This window comes from Streptomyces sp. NBC_00122, assembly GCF_045160845.1.
Classification (GTDB): Bacteria; Actinomycetota; Actinomycetes; order Streptomycetales; family Streptomycetaceae; genus Streptomyces.
Window position 1 is genome coordinate 37875 of the sequence record NZ_CP108193.1, and the last position, 16165, is coordinate 54039.

Consider the following 16165-nt stretch of genomic DNA (forward strand, 5'->3'; position numbering starts at 1 on the left):
TGCAGGAAACGCCAGGCATGTCCCTGTTCTGGGAAGAGCTCGTCATCGACCCGCCGCACTCGGCCGAGCGCTGTCCCCAGGGTCGTAACACCCACTTCGGTAACTGTTACGACGAGATGATCACTCCGGAGGTCCGTTCCACTTTGCTGTGCACGCTGCAGCCTGGACACGACGAGGAGCACGCGTCGGAGATCGGCATCAGCGATGACGGCCTGTGCGACTCGGACATGTGGATGTTCTGGCGGGCCAGCGTGCCCGGGGCGCGCGAGATCCGCCAGCCGGGCACCTGCAACTGGGGGCTCGGGGAAGAGGGGACCAATCCCTGCGTCCTCTTCAGCGGCCACCCCGGGATGCACGGCGCCCAGGGATTGGGCTTCGTGGACGACCAGGGGTTGAACTACCTTGGCCAGCGCCCCTACGACGACACAGGTCGACCTCGCGTTCGTTGAACCCGCAACACGCGCCACGAGTCCTGGGCTCCACCATGCCTTCAGGGGGTCGGCCGCCACTTCTCGAGCAGGACCCTGGACGGCGGCTTCAGCCGGCTGCGGCAGCAGGGCCCTGACCGAACGCCGGAACGTCCACTACTTCCACGTCCAGGCGCAGCCGCTGGAACCTGAGCGGATGTCTGTAGACGCCGCCGCGGTCGATGGACCGGTCGACGCTGATCTCCGCGACCGAGTCCGGGCGGACCAAGGTCGCGTCCAGCACGTCGCGGGACCCCCACGAGGCCGCGAAGCGGACCCCTTCCCAGGGGTGCCCGGGCTCTGCGGCCGTCAGCTGCTCGGCAACCTGGCGCGACTGCTCCGGGCGCAGCGGTACGGTGCGGCCGACCGCGCGGAGCCGGCCGGTGTGATCACGGCGGCCGAGGATGAGGAGTTGGGGGCGGGTGAGGGTGCCGGTGATGGCCCCGATGACCGCTTCGGTGGTGTCCCGGCGTCGGATCTTGCTCCACCCGCGATAGTTGGGCAGGTAGCGCTGGCTCATGCCCTTGACCACGAGGCCCTCCACCCCGGACACATCCGTCCAGGACTCCAGCCACTCCCGCGCCTTCACCACGTCAGTGGTCATCGGACACAGCGACCACGGCGCGGTCAGAGCGCGGGCCGAGAACAAGACCTCCAGCCGACGGCGGCGCTCCCGGTACGGCAGTGTGAGCAGCTCGGTGCCGTCTGCCTGGAGGATGTCGAACGCGACGTAATAGGCCGGCAGGCGCGCGGCCAAAGCGGGGGCGGTGCGGGCGCGGGCTGCGGCTCGGCGTTGCAGTCCCTCGAAGGACAGGGCGCCGGCTTCGGGGTCCCAGACGAGGGCTTCGCCGTCGAGGACCAGGCCGTCCGGCAGCTGCTGGGCAGCGGCGACGAGGTCGGGGAAGCGGTCCTGTACCAAGGCGCCGCGGCGGGTCTGCAGCAGCACACGCCCGCCAGGGCCGGTGGGGGTGAACACCAGCATCCGGTGCCCGTCGAATTTCTGCTCGTAGGCCGGATCCCGCAGAACCCCAGGAGGCGGGATCGTCTCGACGGCCTGCGCCAGCATCGGCTGAACCGGAGGCCGTAGCGCCATGGGGTCCTCCTCTTCTGTGCTCGCGCCCGCCCCCTACCGTCAGCCTGCCCGCGCTCAGAGGGCGTGGCCCGGCGGAGGAGGCTGGACGGCCGCACGGGAACGGTGAAGGCCGGCTGCGCTCCGAAGCGCCGAACGGGTCACTAGCCGGAGCGCCGACTTCCCTTCAGAAATCGAACAGAATTACGATTAAGGGGTGACCGACGAAACCTCCTTCCCCGACGACCTCCTCCAGCTGCAGGAGCGTCTCCACCGCGCCCACGCCGAGCACCGCGCCTACCTGGCCGGACTGCCGTGGAGCGTGGAGCCCATGACGGGATGGGCGCGCGGCGAGCGGTACTCCCATCGCGGGGACGTGCCCGACAGCCCGGGCTGGAGCGAGGAGCAGAAGGCGACGGTCGACCGGATGTGGGCTGAGATTCGGCAGCTGTCGATCGATGTCGTCGACCACCCCCACTGGAAGAGCGTCCCCACCGACATCCTGGTGGCGAGCCGTATGCAGCTGAAGCGGCAGGCCCGCCCAGTCGAAGCCCCTGAAGCAGCCGAGGCGGCGTAGCCGCCATGCCGGAACCTCTCCTGCCCCTGCCGCCAGCCCTTGATCAGCTCCTGGTCATACGCCGCTGGCTGGAGCTCACCCTTGCCCGCGTCGACGAGAAGATCGGCGTCGTCCGGGCCGCCGACGAGGAACGGACTCGCCGCCGGCCGCCGCCGGAGCCACCCTGTTGGTGGATCGAGTACGGCATAGGTGCCACGCGCCGCCCCGAACGCGTTCACACCGGGGGCTGCCAGGTCACCAGCCGGGGTCGAGCGGCCACTCGCGAGTCGGTCCTGGAGGTGCTGCGGACCGTGCCGTCGGTCATCGCGTGCCCGCTGTGCCGGCCCGACAGCGAATTGGGACTCCTCGACAGCTGATCACATCGGTGCGCAGCCGCATCAGGACGGGTGTTCTGCCGGGCCGGGGTGATCGTCCGGATGCTGAAGATCAGAATTCTGGACGAAAAAGCCCATCCGCCTAAGCCGGAGATACGTTGACTGCTCATATTCGTTGAGCTGCGTATGAACAGCGCCTACGACCGTGCCAGGCTTGTCGGACCCGTCGTCCTAGCCCTCTCCGAGAGCCTGGCCCTCACCCCGGATGAGGCAGAGGCACTGGCCACCCAGCTTGCTCAGCGGGGCGGAGCGCCCTTCCCTGCTGCGCCCGAGGACGATCCCGATGCCACCGGGCCGCTGACTGACGCGCAGCTCGTCGTCGTCGTGCGTCGCCTCGTAGCCACGAACGAGCCAGGCTCTTACCGTCAAATGCGCGCGAGGTTCCGTGCTGCCGGGCACCGTGCAGGAGAGGAGCGCTTGCGGTCCGCCTGGGCTCGGGCAAACGACACACGGCCGTCAAGGTAACCGGGGCACCCGGACCGCGGCCCCGAAGCCCAGAGCGGCGCGACGGCTCCGATCAGCACTCTGGTCGGGGCTATCGCTGCGCAAGTGCGCCAGTCCGTCTGCGGGTCTTCGCAGCGACGGCCTTTTCGTAAAGACTCGTGTCGGACTTGGCGGAGGGGTGGATGCTTTCCGCAGGTGGAGGCGGGCGGTCGAGAATGCGGCTGAGCGAGCCCGAGGTCCAGGCTGCGCCACTTCGCGCGAAAAGACCCTCCGCATTGAGAAGTTCACACACATGACGAAGGGTCCTGCCTTCCTCTCTCAGTAGCAGCGCACGATTGCGCGTCTGCTGCTCAAAGGGTTCAGGTACGAGCCAGCCCTGGTAGGCAAGCCACCCGAATGGCGGTGCGCCGTAGGCGTATCCCCCGCTGACATGCTTGGCCAATCGGGCCTGTTGCATTCGACGGCTCTGATCGGCAGGAATTGAATCCCGAATATAGGCGACAGCGTGTTGCCGAACCGCTTCGAGCTGCAGTTCTTCGACGTTGACAGGCTGTCCGGTGTCCACGGCGATCAGGGTGGGCCGCCCCCACCCTCGTTGGCCTTTCCAATCAGAGCTGGATTCGCTCCTAAGCCACGGAGGCCAGTCATACAAATAGGTACCCAATACCCGCTGTGTGACGATTGCGGCACCCTGAATTGCGCCCGCATAATATGCCTCCTCAACGATACCGGATGAGCCGTCGTAGTCGTGAAACCTGAGAAGTTCGTGACCGCTACCGACGGCCCACTTGCGGATTGCGGCTTCCTGTACCTGGCGAGTAGGGAGATCCGAAATTGCTCCGCGCCGCCAAGGCGTGTCGCCGATGGTGAGCCCGAGGATACGCACGTTTACCTCCACAATGCTGATCTGTGGGTGGTTATTGAATGGTGCGGCCTGCTGGCAGGCCGCACCGCCAGCTGCTATCGGGTCTGGAAGAACCAGAGGGCTACAGCGATGCATCCCGACCCAACCGCTGTAGACACACCGCGCACGAGGCCGTGTGCTGCGGTACGGGTATATGGGCGAAGCCGGTGCCACCGGGGGCGGCGCCCTGGCGGAAGACCGGCCGGGGTACGTGACTGGGAAGGAGGGAATTGCATACCGTGGAACAAGGCAGGGCCTCCAAGGCGTTGTCGATCAGCCCCTGTGCGGTTCTTGAACGGGACGCACAGGGGCTTCCGTCAACGTCCATGCTGGACGCCAGAGTTGACACACACACGCTTGCCGGATTACTGCAGCAGACGATCTTCGCGAGCGTGCTCCTCATCCAGCCTCTCCGCCCGGAACCGATGCCCTTGCGGCAGCCGACGCCCGGCCAGACCTGCCTCGGGTCGGCGACGGTTGCCGACCAGGATCAGGGTCCGGTAGGCAAGTGTTCCTGCCGCGCCTGGACCGTGCGGCGCGTCGAGTGGAACCCAGAAGAGGTTGCGCAGTGCCCGCCTTAACGGCGCGACGGGCGCGAGGTCACCGGGTTCGGCGTCGTGCTGCAGGGACTGATGGCCGGCCGGGCCTGGGACCTCCCGGCCTGTTGGCGGGGGCGGATCGGTCGTCGCCGATGGTTCAGTGCCTGGCGTCCAGGTATGCCTGCCGGGCGGTGACCAGGCTTCGCCACCGGCTTCGGGTCTGTTGTTCGCTGTCGAGCCACTGGGCTGCGGAAGCCCGGTTGAGGGGCATGGCGGCCATGAACTGGGCGATGTCGACGTAGTAGGCGTAGTCGCCGCCGCGGGTGAGGTCGCGTAGTCGGGAGATCGCCGCGCTGATCTTGGCGTGGTCGTCCTGGACGGCGTGGTGGAAGCACAGGGCCAGCTCGAGCGCGGCCTGTGCGGCGGTGACCCCGGCTTCGGTGATGTCGGCCCGAAGGAGGCGTGCGGCATCGAGGCTGCTGAGGGCTCCGGCGTCCCGGACGAGCGCGGCGATCTTCGTGGTGAGGGTGGTGGCGCGCAGGTCGAGTCCGTTCAGCAGCTGGTCGGCGAGGTCGAGTTCGTCGTCGGCTGTATCGGGGTCGGTGAAGGCGACAACGAAGGCGCGCTGGGCCTGGCTGGTGGCGCGTTCGCCGGCAACGCCGTGGTGCTCGGCCTGGTCGCGGGCGGTGGTGTAGGCGGCGGCCGCGCGGTCCATGTATCCGTGGGGCCAGAGGATGTCGCCTTCGACGCGGTGCTGGCGCCCAGCCCATCCCAGGGTCTGGGCGGTGTTGTAGGCGGTGGGGAAGTCGCCGGCGAGGCGGGCGAGGTGGACCAGGCCCCGGCGAGCGGCGGGGGCGAGGCGGCCGCCGCCGTCGGCGACGAGCTGCATCCCTTGGCGGGAGGCGGCGGACTGGCCGAGGTCGCGGTGGGCCTTGGCGAGGTAGTACACGGCCATCTGCTGCAGGTCGGCTGGCAGCAGTCCGCTGCTGGTGACGCTGGTGAGGCGGGAGGCGGTGACGGAGCGGTGTTCGTGCTGGCGGCGGGCGAGCGCGGCGAGGAGTTCGACGAGAGCGTCGGCGGCCGTCTCCAGGCCGCTGGTGCCGCCGGGTCGGGCGGGTGGGGCGAGCGGCTCCCACACGGAGTCGCTGACATAGGCCCAGGCGGCGTCCGCGAGCCAGCCGAGGTCGAGACGGAAGTCCCGGGCCAGGGGAAGACCCTGGCGCAGGCAGCCGACCAGGAGCATCCGGTCCCGGCCGGTGGCGTCGGAGGCGGTCCACTGGGCACCGAGGGCGGCCAGGGCTCGGCCGGCGGCTTGCTGCCAGTCGCGCTCGGTCCAGCGGTCGTCGGTGGCGTCGTCGGCGCTGCGGATGGTGGAGCGGATCAGGCCGTGCAGGTGGTACGGCCACAGCCCGAAGGGCTGTTCGCGGATGAAAGGCCGCTCGATCAGCCGCTGGGCCGGGGCCTCGTGCGCCAGGCCGGCGGCCGCGGTGGCGAGGGTGAGGTCGAAGGCGTCCAGCAGGCTGATGGAGCGCAGGACGTGCCGCTCGTCGTGGGTGAGGTCGGAGAGGGTGCGGGCGATCAGGGCGCCGAAGTCGTGGTCGAAGTCGACCGGAGCCGGCTCGCGGGTACGGCGGATCTCCAGGAAGCGGAGTACGGACAGGTCGAGGTAGAGCGGCAGGCCGTGGGAGCGGTCGGTAATGGTCTGCCGGATGGCGGCGTTGATGAGGGGCTGGCCGTCGCGGGAGAGCCGGCGGGCGAGGTAGTCGTCGCAGTCCTCGGGGGAGAAGTCCCCGACCAGTACCTGCCGCCCGCGGCCTCCCACCGTCGTTCCGGGCGTACGTGCTGCGGGGACGGCGATGGCGGTGCCGGCCAGGCCGGGCCAGGCGGTGGGGCCGGTGTAGTCGAGCTGTCCCTGCAGGGCGGGATCAGCCCACTGCAGGCGGGAGCGGCCGGTGACGATGAAGTAGGCGTTGGGCATGAGCCACGCCACCCTTTGGATGAGGCGCTCCAGGTCGCGGTGGGTGCGGTCGCCGACGTCCTCGAAGGTGTCCAGCAGGATCACCGGCGTGACGCGCTTGTCGGCCGGGAGCTGGGCGAGCTCCCACGCGAGCAGGTGCGGATAGAAGGAGAGCGAGTCCAGGTCGGGTTCGGCTTCCAGCAGGTCGGCGAGCCGGGCGCACCGGGCGAGCGCGCGTACGGTCTGCCTGCGTTCGCGCAGGGCGCGGACGAGGGAGCCGGTCACCTGCCCGACGGCGCTGCCGATGCTGCCGGGTAGAAGGAGGGCCTGGGCGACATCGGCCATGGCCGCTTGCATCTGCTGCGGCATCGCCTTGCCGAACCGGCTGACCAGCCCGCCGCGGCGCAGGTACTCCTCCAGACTCTCGCCGGGGTGCTGCTGCTCCCAGTACCGGCGCAATGCCACGTCGAAGGCGGGCAGCGGGCGGCCGAGCGTACTGAGCGCGGCCCGGATCGTCAGCACGAGCTGCTCGAAGTCGGTGCCGGCCGAGCGGGACAAGTCGATCCGTACGGGCAGGATCCGCTCGCCGGCCCAGGTGGGCTCGCCCCACTGCGCGGGCCGGTGCTCGGAGCCGGTGAGCGCGGCCTCCAGCTTGCGGGACAGCGTGCTCTTGCCGATGCCGCCGACCCCGTGGAACACCATGACGTTGTCCCTCGGAGCCTCGAGGTCCTCCACGTCGAAGGCCGGGCCGGCCGTGTGCCGCAGGTGCTCGCTGAGCGCAGCCGCGACGAGCTCCCACTGCATATGGCGGTTCGTGAACGCCTCCCCGGCCTCCACGCTGCGGTCGTTCGTGCTGAACAGCGCCCTCAGATCCCGACCTGCCACGCCCAACCCCCGATTCGATGATCACCTCGGGCCAACCTATGCCGGTGCGCGGCCCCTTGGGGAAGCATCCCCCGGATGACCCGAGGGGCGAAGGAGCTCCGTACGTCCGGCCAGCGCGTCGCGGCACTGTGCCACCGGAACCGGCCAGGGAGACAATGACCGTTTCCCAACAAGATCAACACGAAGGTGGCAGCCGTGTCCGACATCCCCAGCCCCGACTTCTCCGGCCTGGAAGGCGGCGACGAGCAGCAGGCCGCAGACATCGTCCGCGACGTAGTGACCTGGTACAGCAGCCAGATCGCCGCCGAGAATCGGGCCCCGGTGCCTGACGAGGAGCGGATCGAGGAGCTGAAGACCGGCCGCCAGGCCGCGCTGGAGGACCAGCAGCGGCTCACGGCCGCCGACCCGGAGGAGACCGGGCGGATCGCGTGGCTCTACGCCGCCCGGCTGAAGGAGCTCAAGGAGTCGTAGCCCGAGGCGGTCCTCGGCACGGGCAGGGGCCAGAGCGGCGGGTGTGGCCGGCCGATCCGAGCCGGCTGCACCCGCGCGGGCATCAGCGGGCGCGCGAGCGCGGCGATCTCGTCCAGTTCCCGACGGTGCCGCGGCAGCGCCCGGCGCAGCGCCTGGTGGAGCCGCAGGAACTGAGCGGCTTCCTGTTCCGTGTAGGGGCGCATCTGTTCCGCGGTCAGGGCCCACGCGACGGGCGCTGCGCCGCCGGCTTCTTGGCGCAGCAGGGCCTGGCCGTCCCGGCGGATCACCGTCACGGCTTTGATCGCCGGATGCGTCTGCGCGATCGCGGCGATGTCGGTGAGGGCGTGGAAACACGTGGTGTGCCCGGCGCGGGAGGTGAATCGGGGACTGCCGCCGATCTGCAGGGCACGGGCATAGCGCAGTGCCGTAGCCAGTCGGCTGTCGGCTTCCCGCACAGCCAGGATGACCAGCTCGATCGGGTAGCTGTCGGCCGCGAACGGCAACGCGCTGGCCAGGAATTCCTCCACGCTGCCCGGTGCGGCCTCGATGAGGGCGTCGCCGCGCCGGGCTCGTACGTACGCCTCGGCCTCGGCGAACCAGGCGCGGTAGTCGGCCCGGATGGCTGCGCCGGCGTTGCGGGGATCATCCCTCAGCAGTTGGAAGTAGTCCGGGTGCGACGCCTTGAAGTCGTCGCCCACCAGGTGAGTCGTCCCCGGTCGCATGGCCCGCCTGACCATCCTGGCAGCCAGCAGCTTCCCCGCGCCGGGCTGCGCCAGGACGTACACCGCCCGCGGGTCGTCCCGGGGGATGATGCCGTTCAGGTACGACGGCGCGATCAGCTCGTCGAAGATCCACCGGTGTTCCGTGGCCGACAGCCGGTGGTAGTCCACGCCGGGCGCCTGCCGTCGCGGTTGCGCGATGCGGCGGACCGGCTCGGCCAGGGCGGAGGCGCGCTCGGCGTCCCGCTGGACGGCCAGGCGCCGGTCCTCGCAGTGCACTTCGCGGTGCAGACGCCGATCGGTTCGCGCGAGTTCCCGGCGGAAGGTGACCGTCTCGCGCGCGGTCCACGGCCGCCTCCACTCGTACGTCACGGCCCTGTCCGCTGCCGGCCGTCTGCGCCAGGCGCCGTCGACGAGCTCGTTGTCATACAGCACCGTCCCGTCGCGCCGCACGACGGTGATGCGGTCGGCCAGCTTCTCGGCCTCGATGACCGCCAGGGTCCGCAGCATGCCCTTCGCGCAGGCGTCGTGGTTCTCCCACGACACGTACCGCGGATCGGAGAGGAACCGGTCCAGGAGCCCAAGCTGGCTCAGGGCCTCCGCTGTTGCCACCGCCACCACCTCGATCCGGTGGCGCGTCTGCCGGTACGCGGTCGCCGAGGTGCGGAACTCCTCGGAGTCGGCGAGGGCGGACTCGACCACCGCGTCGAACCCGTGCGTTCGGACATGGTCCTCGACCGCGGCCTGCCAGCGGCTTGTGTCCGGCCGTACCAGCACGCCGGCGGTGCGGACATCGTCGGCCAGGAGCTCGGCGTACCGGGAGTGCGCTGCCTTGTATAGGTCCCGTCCGATCCGGACGGCGCCCCCTCGCCGGTCCAGCGCCGCCTGGACGAGGTCGGAAATCCAGGTCTTCCCTGCACCGGGCTGGCCGCCCACGATCACCACGACCGGTTGGTCCTGGCGGACAGCGTTCTTTGTGGCAGTTGGAAGGATCACGCCCTGCAAGACGTCGTCGCTCTCCAACGCGGACAACAGGGCCGAGCCGACGCCCGTGTCTCCCACCCGACCTCCTAGACGGCCATCCCTGCCCCGCCAACCGGCAGTTCATGGTCAACATAGCAGCCATGTGCAATCCATGTGCATTTCAAGCGGAAACCACGAGGAATCCACGCGCATTTCAGGTAGGATCGGCAGTGGAGGTGATCTGTGTGTCAAACGACGAACAGGCCCTGTTCAGCGCGATCGACGCACTCCTTGAACAGGTCGCTCAAGACCCCCTGCCGCCGCCTGCAGAGCGCAAGCGACTTCGGGAAGCCGCAGGACTCAGCCAGGACCAGATCGCGAAGGCCCTGCAGGCACGACGTGAGTCGGTCGGGAACTGGGAGGCCGGGCGGAGTGAGCCGCGGCCGCCGAAGCGCGCCGCCTACGCCCGGCTCCTAGAGGGTCTCGCCGCACGCTTCCCCGCCCCGGCCGCCGACTCGCCCGACGCTGCGCCGGCGCTCGCGGTCCCGGAGGCATTCACCGGCCCGGCCCCGCAGCCAGTCCCGGCGCCCGCCGTCGTGCCGCCGTCCCGCCCGGGGTCGAGCAGCACCGCCAAGCCGACCACTTCTTCGCGGCGCCCGGGTGCGAAGAAGGCCGTGAAGACTGCCGCCCCTGCGGCGGCCGCCACCGACCCGCGATTCGAGAACGGCCCGCTCGCCGTCCTCGACGTCGAGGACGGCCAGGTCGTGGCGTACTGCGTCGGCGGCCTGGTCCTGGACGTGCCCGCCAAAACCTTGCCGGCCCTGGTCGACTGGACGCTGACCGAGGCGAAGCTCGGGCAGGCCCGCCTGCACCGCAGCGGCTACGACGCCGACCCCATGCTCGTCCTCACCGAAGCCGCGCTGGAGCGCTACGGCCTGCCCACCACCCTCACGCAGGAGGAGCGCAGCGCTGGACGTCTCAACGACCGTCACAAGGTCATCAGGCAGGTCGAGCGCGCCGGGCTGGAGCTCACCAAGCGCGGCTTCGGGGCGTGGACGCGGATCTTTTACCGGCCTGAGGACGGCAAGCGTCGCTGCGTGCAGCTGTGCATTCCGGCCTGGGGTGCGCTGCCCACGAGCGAGTGGGACGACAAGAAGGACCCGCAGCTGCCGACGATGTCGGCGGCGGACCTCGCGCGGTTCCTCGGCTCGTATGCGGAGCGGGTGATCACGCCGCGCGGCTTCACGGCGACCACCGGCCTGGCGCTGATGACGGCGCTGCGGCCGCCGACCCGCGCGGAGAAGGACGAGGAGACCGGCACGTTCGAGCGGGCCTTCAACGCGGACGCCCTGACGGCCGTGTACCCGGTGGTGGAGTGTGAGGTGCCTGATGAGCACCCCATCCTGAAGGGGAAGTGGCCCCGCCACCACCAGCGGACCCCGGCCGAGATGCTGATGGAGGAGCCCTTCAGCTGGTGCCGGGAACTGACCGACGACGAGTGCCTGAAGCCGTACCTGGTCGGCATCGACGTCAACATGGCGTTCGCCGCCGCCGCCAACAGCCTCGTCGTCGGCCTGAACGGGCCCACCCACCTCACCGGCAACCCCGCCTTCGACAAGTCGCTGCCCGGCTCCTGGCTGGTCGACCTCTCCCACGTCGACCTCTCCCGCGCCCGCGTGGGCGGCCGCACCGTCGACGGCGACCGGCTCCCCTCCCCGTTCACCCCGTCCGGGGAGCGCCCCACCGGGCCGGCCTGGTACGCCACGCCCTCCGTCGCGTACGCGGTCCAGCTCGGCTTCGACGTCGCGCCGATCGAGGCGTACGTGCGCACTGAGACCGGCCGCTACCTGGACCCCTGGTACGACCGGCTGCGCGACGCCTACCTGGCGACGATGGCCGACCTCGGCGTCGTCCCCGGTATGGACGACGAGGAGTTCCTTCAGGTGATGGCCCGTGTCAAGGACGGCGACCCGGCGCTGAAGCTGCTGCTGAAGGCGATCAAGGCGACCGCGAAGGGCGGCATCGGCAAGCTGCGCCAGCGCAACAGTCGCGGCGAGGTCCCGTTCTACGAGCCGTGGCCGGCCCTTGAGCGTGAGACGTGGCGCCCCGACATCCGGGCCGCCGTCCTGTCCACCGTCCGCGTCATCATGCACCGCAAGATGATGAAGACCGCCGCCGCGGCCGACGTCTACCCCGTCGCCATCGCCACCGACTGCCTCGTCTACCCCTCCAACGGGCCCTCCCCGCTCGACTTCCTCCCGTACACGCCCGACGGCAAGCCGGTGAGCGGCACGTTCCGGCTCGGCGTCTCCCCGGGGATGGTCAAGCACGAGGGAACCCAGACCGTCCTCTGGGCGGAAGCTGAATTCGAAAAAAACGGGGGCCTGTTCAACATCGCCCGGAACATCAAGAACGGCCGCCCGGCCGACGACGACGGGGAGTAGACGATGGTCAGCTCGCTCGGGGACAGCCTGGACCGCGCCTTGGAGAAGGCGTTCACCCGCCCCGCCCCCAAAAGCGCCCAGGCGCAGATGAAGTACCTGGTCAAGCAGCTCAAGAGCACGAAGGCCGCTGCCGAGGCGCTCGGGGTATCCCAGCGCACCGTGGAGCGGTACGTCAAGGGACAGCTGAAGCGCCCCCGCAAGGACCTCTCCGCCCGCATAGACCGCGAGGTCAAGAAGCGGTGGCAGCCGCAGCTGAGGGCGAAGGCGAAGAAGGCCGCCGCGACGAGCACCGGGATCGTCCTCTCCACCCAGGCGCGCTTCGGGTTCACCGCGGCCCCGGGCACCACCGACGACGGCCGAATGCGGCACATCACCCAGGCGCTGTCCCCGCAGTGGGCCCAGCAGCTGTTCGACGCCCGCGACCAGGGCGCCACCGAGCAGCAGCTCCTGGACATCGCCGCGCAGGGCCTGGGCCACCACTACTTCCGCGACAACGGCCGCCGCGCCCGCGACCTGGACGTCGAGTTCACCGACGTCCAAGAGATCGACATCACCCTCTGACCCGCCACGCACCAGGGCCTCGGACTGCCGGCTCGGTTCGGGGCCCTGGTGCGTGCCACGGCCGGGGCCAGCCGGTGGCGGCCCGCGCCTACGGCCCGTCTCGTCCCGGGCGCAGGACGTCGGCGTAGATGCGGGCCCGGACCCCGGGCTCGCCGGGCACCCGGCGCACCGGGCCGATGCCCGAGGTTGCCCACCGCCCCTCCAGCGTGACCATGACCGCCCGGACGGTGTCCTCGTCGCCGCCGGTGATGTCCAGAACCACCAGGCCGGGCTCGGCAATGTGCTGCTCGTCGATCCGCTCCATTTCCCTTCCGACGGTGAGAAACAAGGGAGCGGTTCGCCGGCGGCCCTAGGCCGTGTTTTAGGTCGGGGTTCCGGTTCACGTCCCGTGCCGTGATGATCATGGTGTGGGGCGTGGGGATCTTTCTGACGAGCAGTGGTCGGTGCTTGAGTCGTTGCTGCCTGCGGCGGGTGTGAGCCGCAGGTCCGGGAACCGGCGGCGGTTGATCGATGGAGTCCGGTGGCGGGTGCGGACCGGTGTTCCGTGGCGTGATCTGCCGCGCGGGTACGGGCCTTGGCAGACCGTGTACGGGCTCTTTCGCCGTTGGCGGCGTGAGGGTGTCTGGGCCCGGATCCTCACCTTGTTGCAGGCCCGGGCGGATGCGGCTGGGCTGATCACGTGGGAGGTGAACGTCGACTCCACGGTCTGCAGGGCCCATCAGCACGCGGCCGGTGCCCGCCGGGACGGGGCCGGGCAGAAGGAGCCGCCCGGCGGTGTGGGCAATGAGCCGGACGATCACGGGCTGGGCCGGTCGCGGGGCGGGTTCAGCACGAAGATCCATCTGGCCTGCGAGCAGGGTCAGAAGCCGTTGTCGTTGCTGGTCACGGCGGGTCAGCGGGGTGATGGTCCGCAGTTCGAGCCGGTCCTCGAAGCGATCAGGGTGCCCAAGGTCGGCGGGGGCCGTCCGAGGCGCAAGCCACTGCGGGTGCGTGGTGACAAGGCGTACTCTTCGCGCGCCAACCGTGCTTACCTGCGCAGACGCGGGATCCGCTGCACCATTGCCGAGCCGGCCGACCAGGTCCGCAACCGCAAGCGCCGTGGCCGTTCCGGTGGCCGGCCGCCGGCCTTCGACCGGGAGGACTACAAGGCCCGCCACGCAGTTGAGTGCGGAATCAGCCGCCTCAAGCAGCACCGGGCTGTCGCGACCCGGTATGAAAAGCTCGCCTGCCGCTTCGAGGCGACCGTCCAGGTCGCGGCGATCCACCAGTGGCTGTGAACCAGCGGCTGCCTGCACGGCCGTGCCATGCTGATCACGGTATTGGGCAGCACATCTTTGGGGAGGGTTCAGTGGCCGCCAGACACTACTGCGCCGACAGCGAGAACGGCGACCACGTCGACGACCCGTCCGAGGGCGCCCTGTTCATGCTGATCGGCGACCTGAACGACTTGGACAACACCTTCGTCGTCATCCAGCCCGATCAGGACGACCCCGTCTGGTTCGCCTCCGTCGCCGTCCTGGACGAGGGCGGATACGAGGTCGTCCGCCGCGACACCACCCGCCGCGAACACGATGTCGCCGTCGAGACCAGCACCGACCGCATCGCGGGCGACCTCACCAAGTGGCTGGCCGCCCGCGCTACCTAAAACACGGCCTAGCCCCACTCGTACGAGCGAGAGACGGCAGCAGAGGTGGGCGGATCGGTCACTGCTCGTGGCGGCTGAGTGCTGCTGTGTGTCGGCGGGAATGCGGGGTCGGCGAAACGGTTCACTACAGTGCCGCCCGCCGAGAGGACCTGCTGATGAGCACCCCCACCCCACGCCCCGCCCTCGCGACCTGGGCCCCGTCCCAGTCCGGACCGTGCGTGCGCTGCCATCGAACATGCTGTCGATATGGGGTCGGCGGGAACCCGCTCTGCCAGGAGTGCCGCGCCCGCCTTCTGGAGTCGCAGCAGAAGCCGACCCACTCCAGAGCCTGACGCCGCACGTCGCAGGAGAGAGCGGTGTCGGGGTGCGGCCCCCGTCGCGGCCCTGATGGCCTGAGTCGCACCCCGTACAGCCGAACGTACCCGCCGCTGCGGGCAGCTGCGTACGCCGACGGGTCAGCTGGTCATGCCAAGCAGGTTCTCGGGGCTGCAGTACGGGCACGGCTCGACACCCTCGGCGAGCGTCCGGCGGGCTTCCTCGCGGCTGATCGGCTTGCCGCCGCCCATAGAGCAGTCGCCAACGTGGACCCGCAATGCCTTCGGACCGGACCCCGTCCGGATCGACTCCAGCTTCCAGTCCGGCGGCGGAGGCGGGGGCCGGCGCGCCGCTTCGGCGGCGAGCTCTGCCTCCAGCGCGCGGATCGCCTGCCCGGCCTGCCGCTGCTGCCAGGCCAGCCACGCCTGCACGGCCCGCCAGCTCTCCAGGCGGGCCTCCAGCTCGCTCACGACGATCGCGCCTCGGGCTCGGTCACGACGAACTCCCCGTCGATGTAGCGGACGACCATCTCCCGCACTCCGTCCGGCCCTGTCTCAGCCGCCCGGTGCAGCTCCACCCTTCCCGCCGTGCTCCAGCCACGCTCCTCCCAGTACGGATGCGAGCTGATCAAGCAGAAGAGCCGGATCAGCTCGCGCCGCAGCTCCGCCGCACCGAGGGCGGGCCGGAGGGCGAGCTGGTTGTAAGTACCGATCTGCCGGCGCTTGAGGTCGACCAGGTCGTCGGGGAAGGGGAAGGACTTCATCCACTTATTGAATCAGCTGTTCGAATACTTGTGCGACTCATCCGTCCTCCCGGAGCTAACTCGGACGCTCAGTCACACCTGAACCGCAGGTCGGGCGGTCTCTCGTTCGCTGCCCTACTCCAGAAAGGAACTTTGGCCAAGAACCAGGGGCATAAGGGTGGTTGGATGGCGGATGCCACGCTCCCGGCGACGCTTCGTTGACCCGCCGAAGCCGAGGTGCGGCCAGACAGGAGGCAACCGGTGAGTGACCGGAGTTCGATCGAGTGGACCGAGGCGACCTGGAACCCGACGACGGGCTGCGACCGCGTCTCATCAGGCTGTGACAACTGCTACGCACTGACCCTGGCGAAGCGGTTGAAGGCCATGGGAGCGGCCAAGTACCAGAACGACGGTGACCCGCGGACCTCAGGTCCAGGCTTCGACCTCACGGTTCATCCGGACGCCCTGGGCGTTCCCTACGGGTGGAAGAGCCCCCGCACAGTGTTCGTGAACTCCATGTCGGACCTCTTCCACGCCCGAGTGCCGCTGGACTTCGTACGCCGTGTCTTCGAGGTCATGGCGGACACCCCCCAGCACACCTACCAAGTCCTCACCAAGCGGGCCCGCCGACTGCGGCAGGTCGCGGACCGCCTGGAGTGGCCGGCCAACGTGTGGATGGGCGTCTCGGTGGAGACCGCAAAGGAACTCCCGCGAGTCGACGACCTGCGCCAAGTGCCTGCCGCGGTCCGGTTTCTCTCCTGCGAGCCCCTGCTGGGCCCGCTCGACGGCCTGAGGCTCGACGGCATCCACTGGGTAATCGCCGGTGGTGAGTCAGGCCCTCGCCACCGGCCGATGGACCCCGCCTGGGCCGCCCAGATCCGCGACCTGTGCATTGACGAGCACGTCGCGTTCTTCTTCAAGCAGTGGGGCGGCCACACGCCCAAGGCCGGCGGACGAACCCTCGACGGACGGACCTGGGACCAGATGCCGATCCCCGCCGCCGTCTGAGCCGTCCAATCCGGTTTCGGCAATACCAATACACACCAGGTTCACCCACCGCAAACTTGTCCCAGACATTCTGAGATGAGG

At 69.7% G+C, this 16165-nt stretch carries 16 protein-coding genes; 9 read left to right on the top strand and 7 right to left on the bottom strand.

The genetic code is table 11. The features are described 5' to 3' along the window. The first annotated feature begins 17 nt into the window (after positions 1–17). Positions 18–449, top strand: coding sequence for a hypothetical protein (locus tag OG737_RS35385; RefSeq protein WP_405816761.1), 432 nt, complete (start codon positions 18–20; stop codon positions 447–449). Between the two features lie 88 nt (positions 450–537). Here OG737_RS35385 and OG737_RS35390 read toward each other — a convergent pair whose 3' ends face one another. Next, a complete protein-coding gene (locus tag OG737_RS35390) occupies positions 538–1560 on the bottom strand; it encodes an ATP-dependent DNA ligase (RefSeq protein ID WP_405922483.1) in 1023 nt (340 codons plus the stop codon). 193 nt (positions 1561–1753) lie between these two features. On the opposite strand from OG737_RS35390, the gene OG737_RS35395 reads away from it, so the two are divergent. Beyond that, positions 1754–2113 carry a hypothetical protein gene (locus OG737_RS35395; protein WP_331722637.1) on the top strand — a complete coding sequence of 120 codons (360 nt, stop codon included), beginning with the start codon at positions 1754–1756 and terminating at the stop codon, positions 2111–2113. Positions 2114–2118: 5 nt separating this feature from the next. Beyond that, entirely contained in the window at positions 2119–2469 is a 351-nt protein-coding gene (locus OG737_RS35400; protein WP_331722638.1) for a DUF6233 domain-containing protein, read from the top strand. Between the two features lie 553 nt (positions 2470–3022). Here the strand turns inward: OG737_RS35400 and OG737_RS35405 are convergent. Beyond that, entirely contained in the window at positions 3023–3817 is a 795-nt protein-coding gene (locus tag OG737_RS35405) for a hypothetical protein (protein ID WP_405922484.1), read from the bottom strand. Between the two features lie 714 nt (positions 3818–4531). Next, the gene (locus OG737_RS35410) at positions 4532–7216 is read right to left on the bottom strand and encodes an ATP/GTP-binding protein (RefSeq protein WP_331722667.1); all 2685 of its coding nucleotides are present in this window, start codon (positions 7214–7216) and stop codon (positions 4532–4534) included. A 195-nt stretch (positions 7217–7411) separates the two neighbouring features. Here OG737_RS35410 and OG737_RS35415 point away from each other — a divergent pair, with 195 nt between their 5' ends. Then, complete coding sequence (locus tag OG737_RS35415) at positions 7412–7687, top strand: hypothetical protein (protein WP_405922485.1); 276 nt, start codon at positions 7412–7414, stop codon at positions 7685–7687. Here OG737_RS35415 and OG737_RS35420 read toward each other — a convergent pair. Beyond that, positions 7651–9468 (bottom strand): zeta toxin family protein, encoded by a 1818-nt coding sequence (locus OG737_RS35420; protein ID WP_331722641.1) that lies wholly within the window; start codon positions 9466–9468, stop codon positions 7651–7653. The two genes, OG737_RS35415 and OG737_RS35420, sit on opposite strands and share 37 nt — an antisense overlap. A 146-nt stretch (positions 9469–9614) precedes the next feature. Here OG737_RS35420 and tap point away from each other — a divergent pair, with 146 nt between their 5' ends. Both tap and tpg read left to right on the top strand, forming a co-directional pair. Further along, entirely contained in the window at positions 9615–11813 is a 2199-nt protein-coding gene (gene tap / locus OG737_RS35425; protein WP_405922486.1) for a telomere-associated protein Tap, read from the top strand. A gap of 3 nt (positions 11814–11816) precedes the next feature. Next, positions 11817–12374, top strand: coding sequence for a telomere-protecting terminal protein Tpg (gene tpg, locus OG737_RS35430; RefSeq protein WP_331722643.1), 558 nt, complete (start codon positions 11817–11819; stop codon positions 12372–12374). An 88-nt stretch (positions 12375–12462) separates the two neighbouring features. On the opposite strand, the gene OG737_RS35435 is transcribed toward tpg, so the two are convergent. Next, positions 12463–12678: a DUF6207 family protein gene (locus OG737_RS35435; protein WP_331722644.1), complete on the bottom strand. Its 216-nt coding sequence runs from the start codon at positions 12676–12678 to the stop codon at positions 12463–12465. 103 nt (positions 12679–12781) lie between these two features. Here OG737_RS35435 and OG737_RS35440 point away from each other — a divergent pair, with 103 nt between their 5' ends. Both OG737_RS35440 and OG737_RS35445 read left to right on the top strand, forming a co-directional pair. Beyond that, positions 12782–13651 (top strand): IS5 family transposase, encoded by an 870-nt coding sequence (locus OG737_RS35440; protein WP_331722645.1) that lies wholly within the window; start codon positions 12782–12784, stop codon positions 13649–13651. A 71-nt stretch (positions 13652–13722) separates the two neighbouring features. Next, positions 13723–14019: a hypothetical protein gene (locus OG737_RS35445; protein WP_331722646.1), complete on the top strand. Its 297-nt coding sequence runs from the start codon at positions 13723–13725 to the stop codon at positions 14017–14019. Positions 14020–14474: 455 nt separating this feature from the next. Here OG737_RS35445 and OG737_RS35450 read toward each other — a convergent pair whose 3' ends face one another. Both OG737_RS35450 and OG737_RS35455 read right to left on the bottom strand, forming a co-directional pair. Continuing rightward, positions 14475–14804 carry a DUF6233 domain-containing protein gene (locus OG737_RS35450; protein WP_331722647.1) on the bottom strand — a complete coding sequence of 110 codons (330 nt, stop codon included), beginning with the start codon at positions 14802–14804 and terminating at the stop codon, positions 14475–14477. Next, on the bottom strand, positions 14801–15097 hold the full coding sequence (locus OG737_RS35455; protein ID WP_331722648.1) for a hypothetical protein: 297 nt from the start codon (positions 15095–15097) through the stop codon (positions 14801–14803). Before OG737_RS35455 ends, OG737_RS35450 begins: the two co-directional genes overlap by 4 nt. Before the next feature lie 240 nt (positions 15098–15337). Between OG737_RS35455 and OG737_RS35460 the strand changes: the two genes are divergently transcribed. Then, positions 15338–16084: a phage Gp37/Gp68 family protein gene (locus OG737_RS35460; RefSeq protein WP_331722649.1), complete on the top strand. Its 747-nt coding sequence runs from the start codon at positions 15338–15340 to the stop codon at positions 16082–16084. Positions 16085–16165: the final 81 nt, after the last annotated feature.

Coding starts and splice junctions, on each gene's coding strand:
- OG737_RS35385 (WP_405816761.1), top strand. CDS start 18: ATGTCCCTGTTCTGGGAAGAGCTCGTCATCGACCCGCCGCACTCGGCC.
- OG737_RS35390 (WP_405922483.1), bottom strand. CDS start 1,560: ATGGCGCTACGGCCTCCGGTTCAGCCGATGCTGGCGCAGGCCGTCGAG.
- OG737_RS35400 (WP_331722638.1), top strand. CDS start 2,119: ATGCCGGAACCTCTCCTGCCCCTGCCGCCAGCCCTTGATCAGCTCCTG.
- tpg (WP_331722643.1), top strand. CDS start 11,817: ATGGTCAGCTCGCTCGGGGACAGCCTGGACCGCGCCTTGGAGAAGGCG.
- OG737_RS35435 (WP_331722644.1), bottom strand. CDS start 12,678: ATGGAGCGGATCGACGAGCAGCACATTGCCGAGCCCGGCCTGGTGGTT.
- OG737_RS35455 (WP_331722648.1), bottom strand. CDS start 15,097: ATGAAGTCCTTCCCCTTCCCCGACGACCTGGTCGACCTCAAGCGCCGG.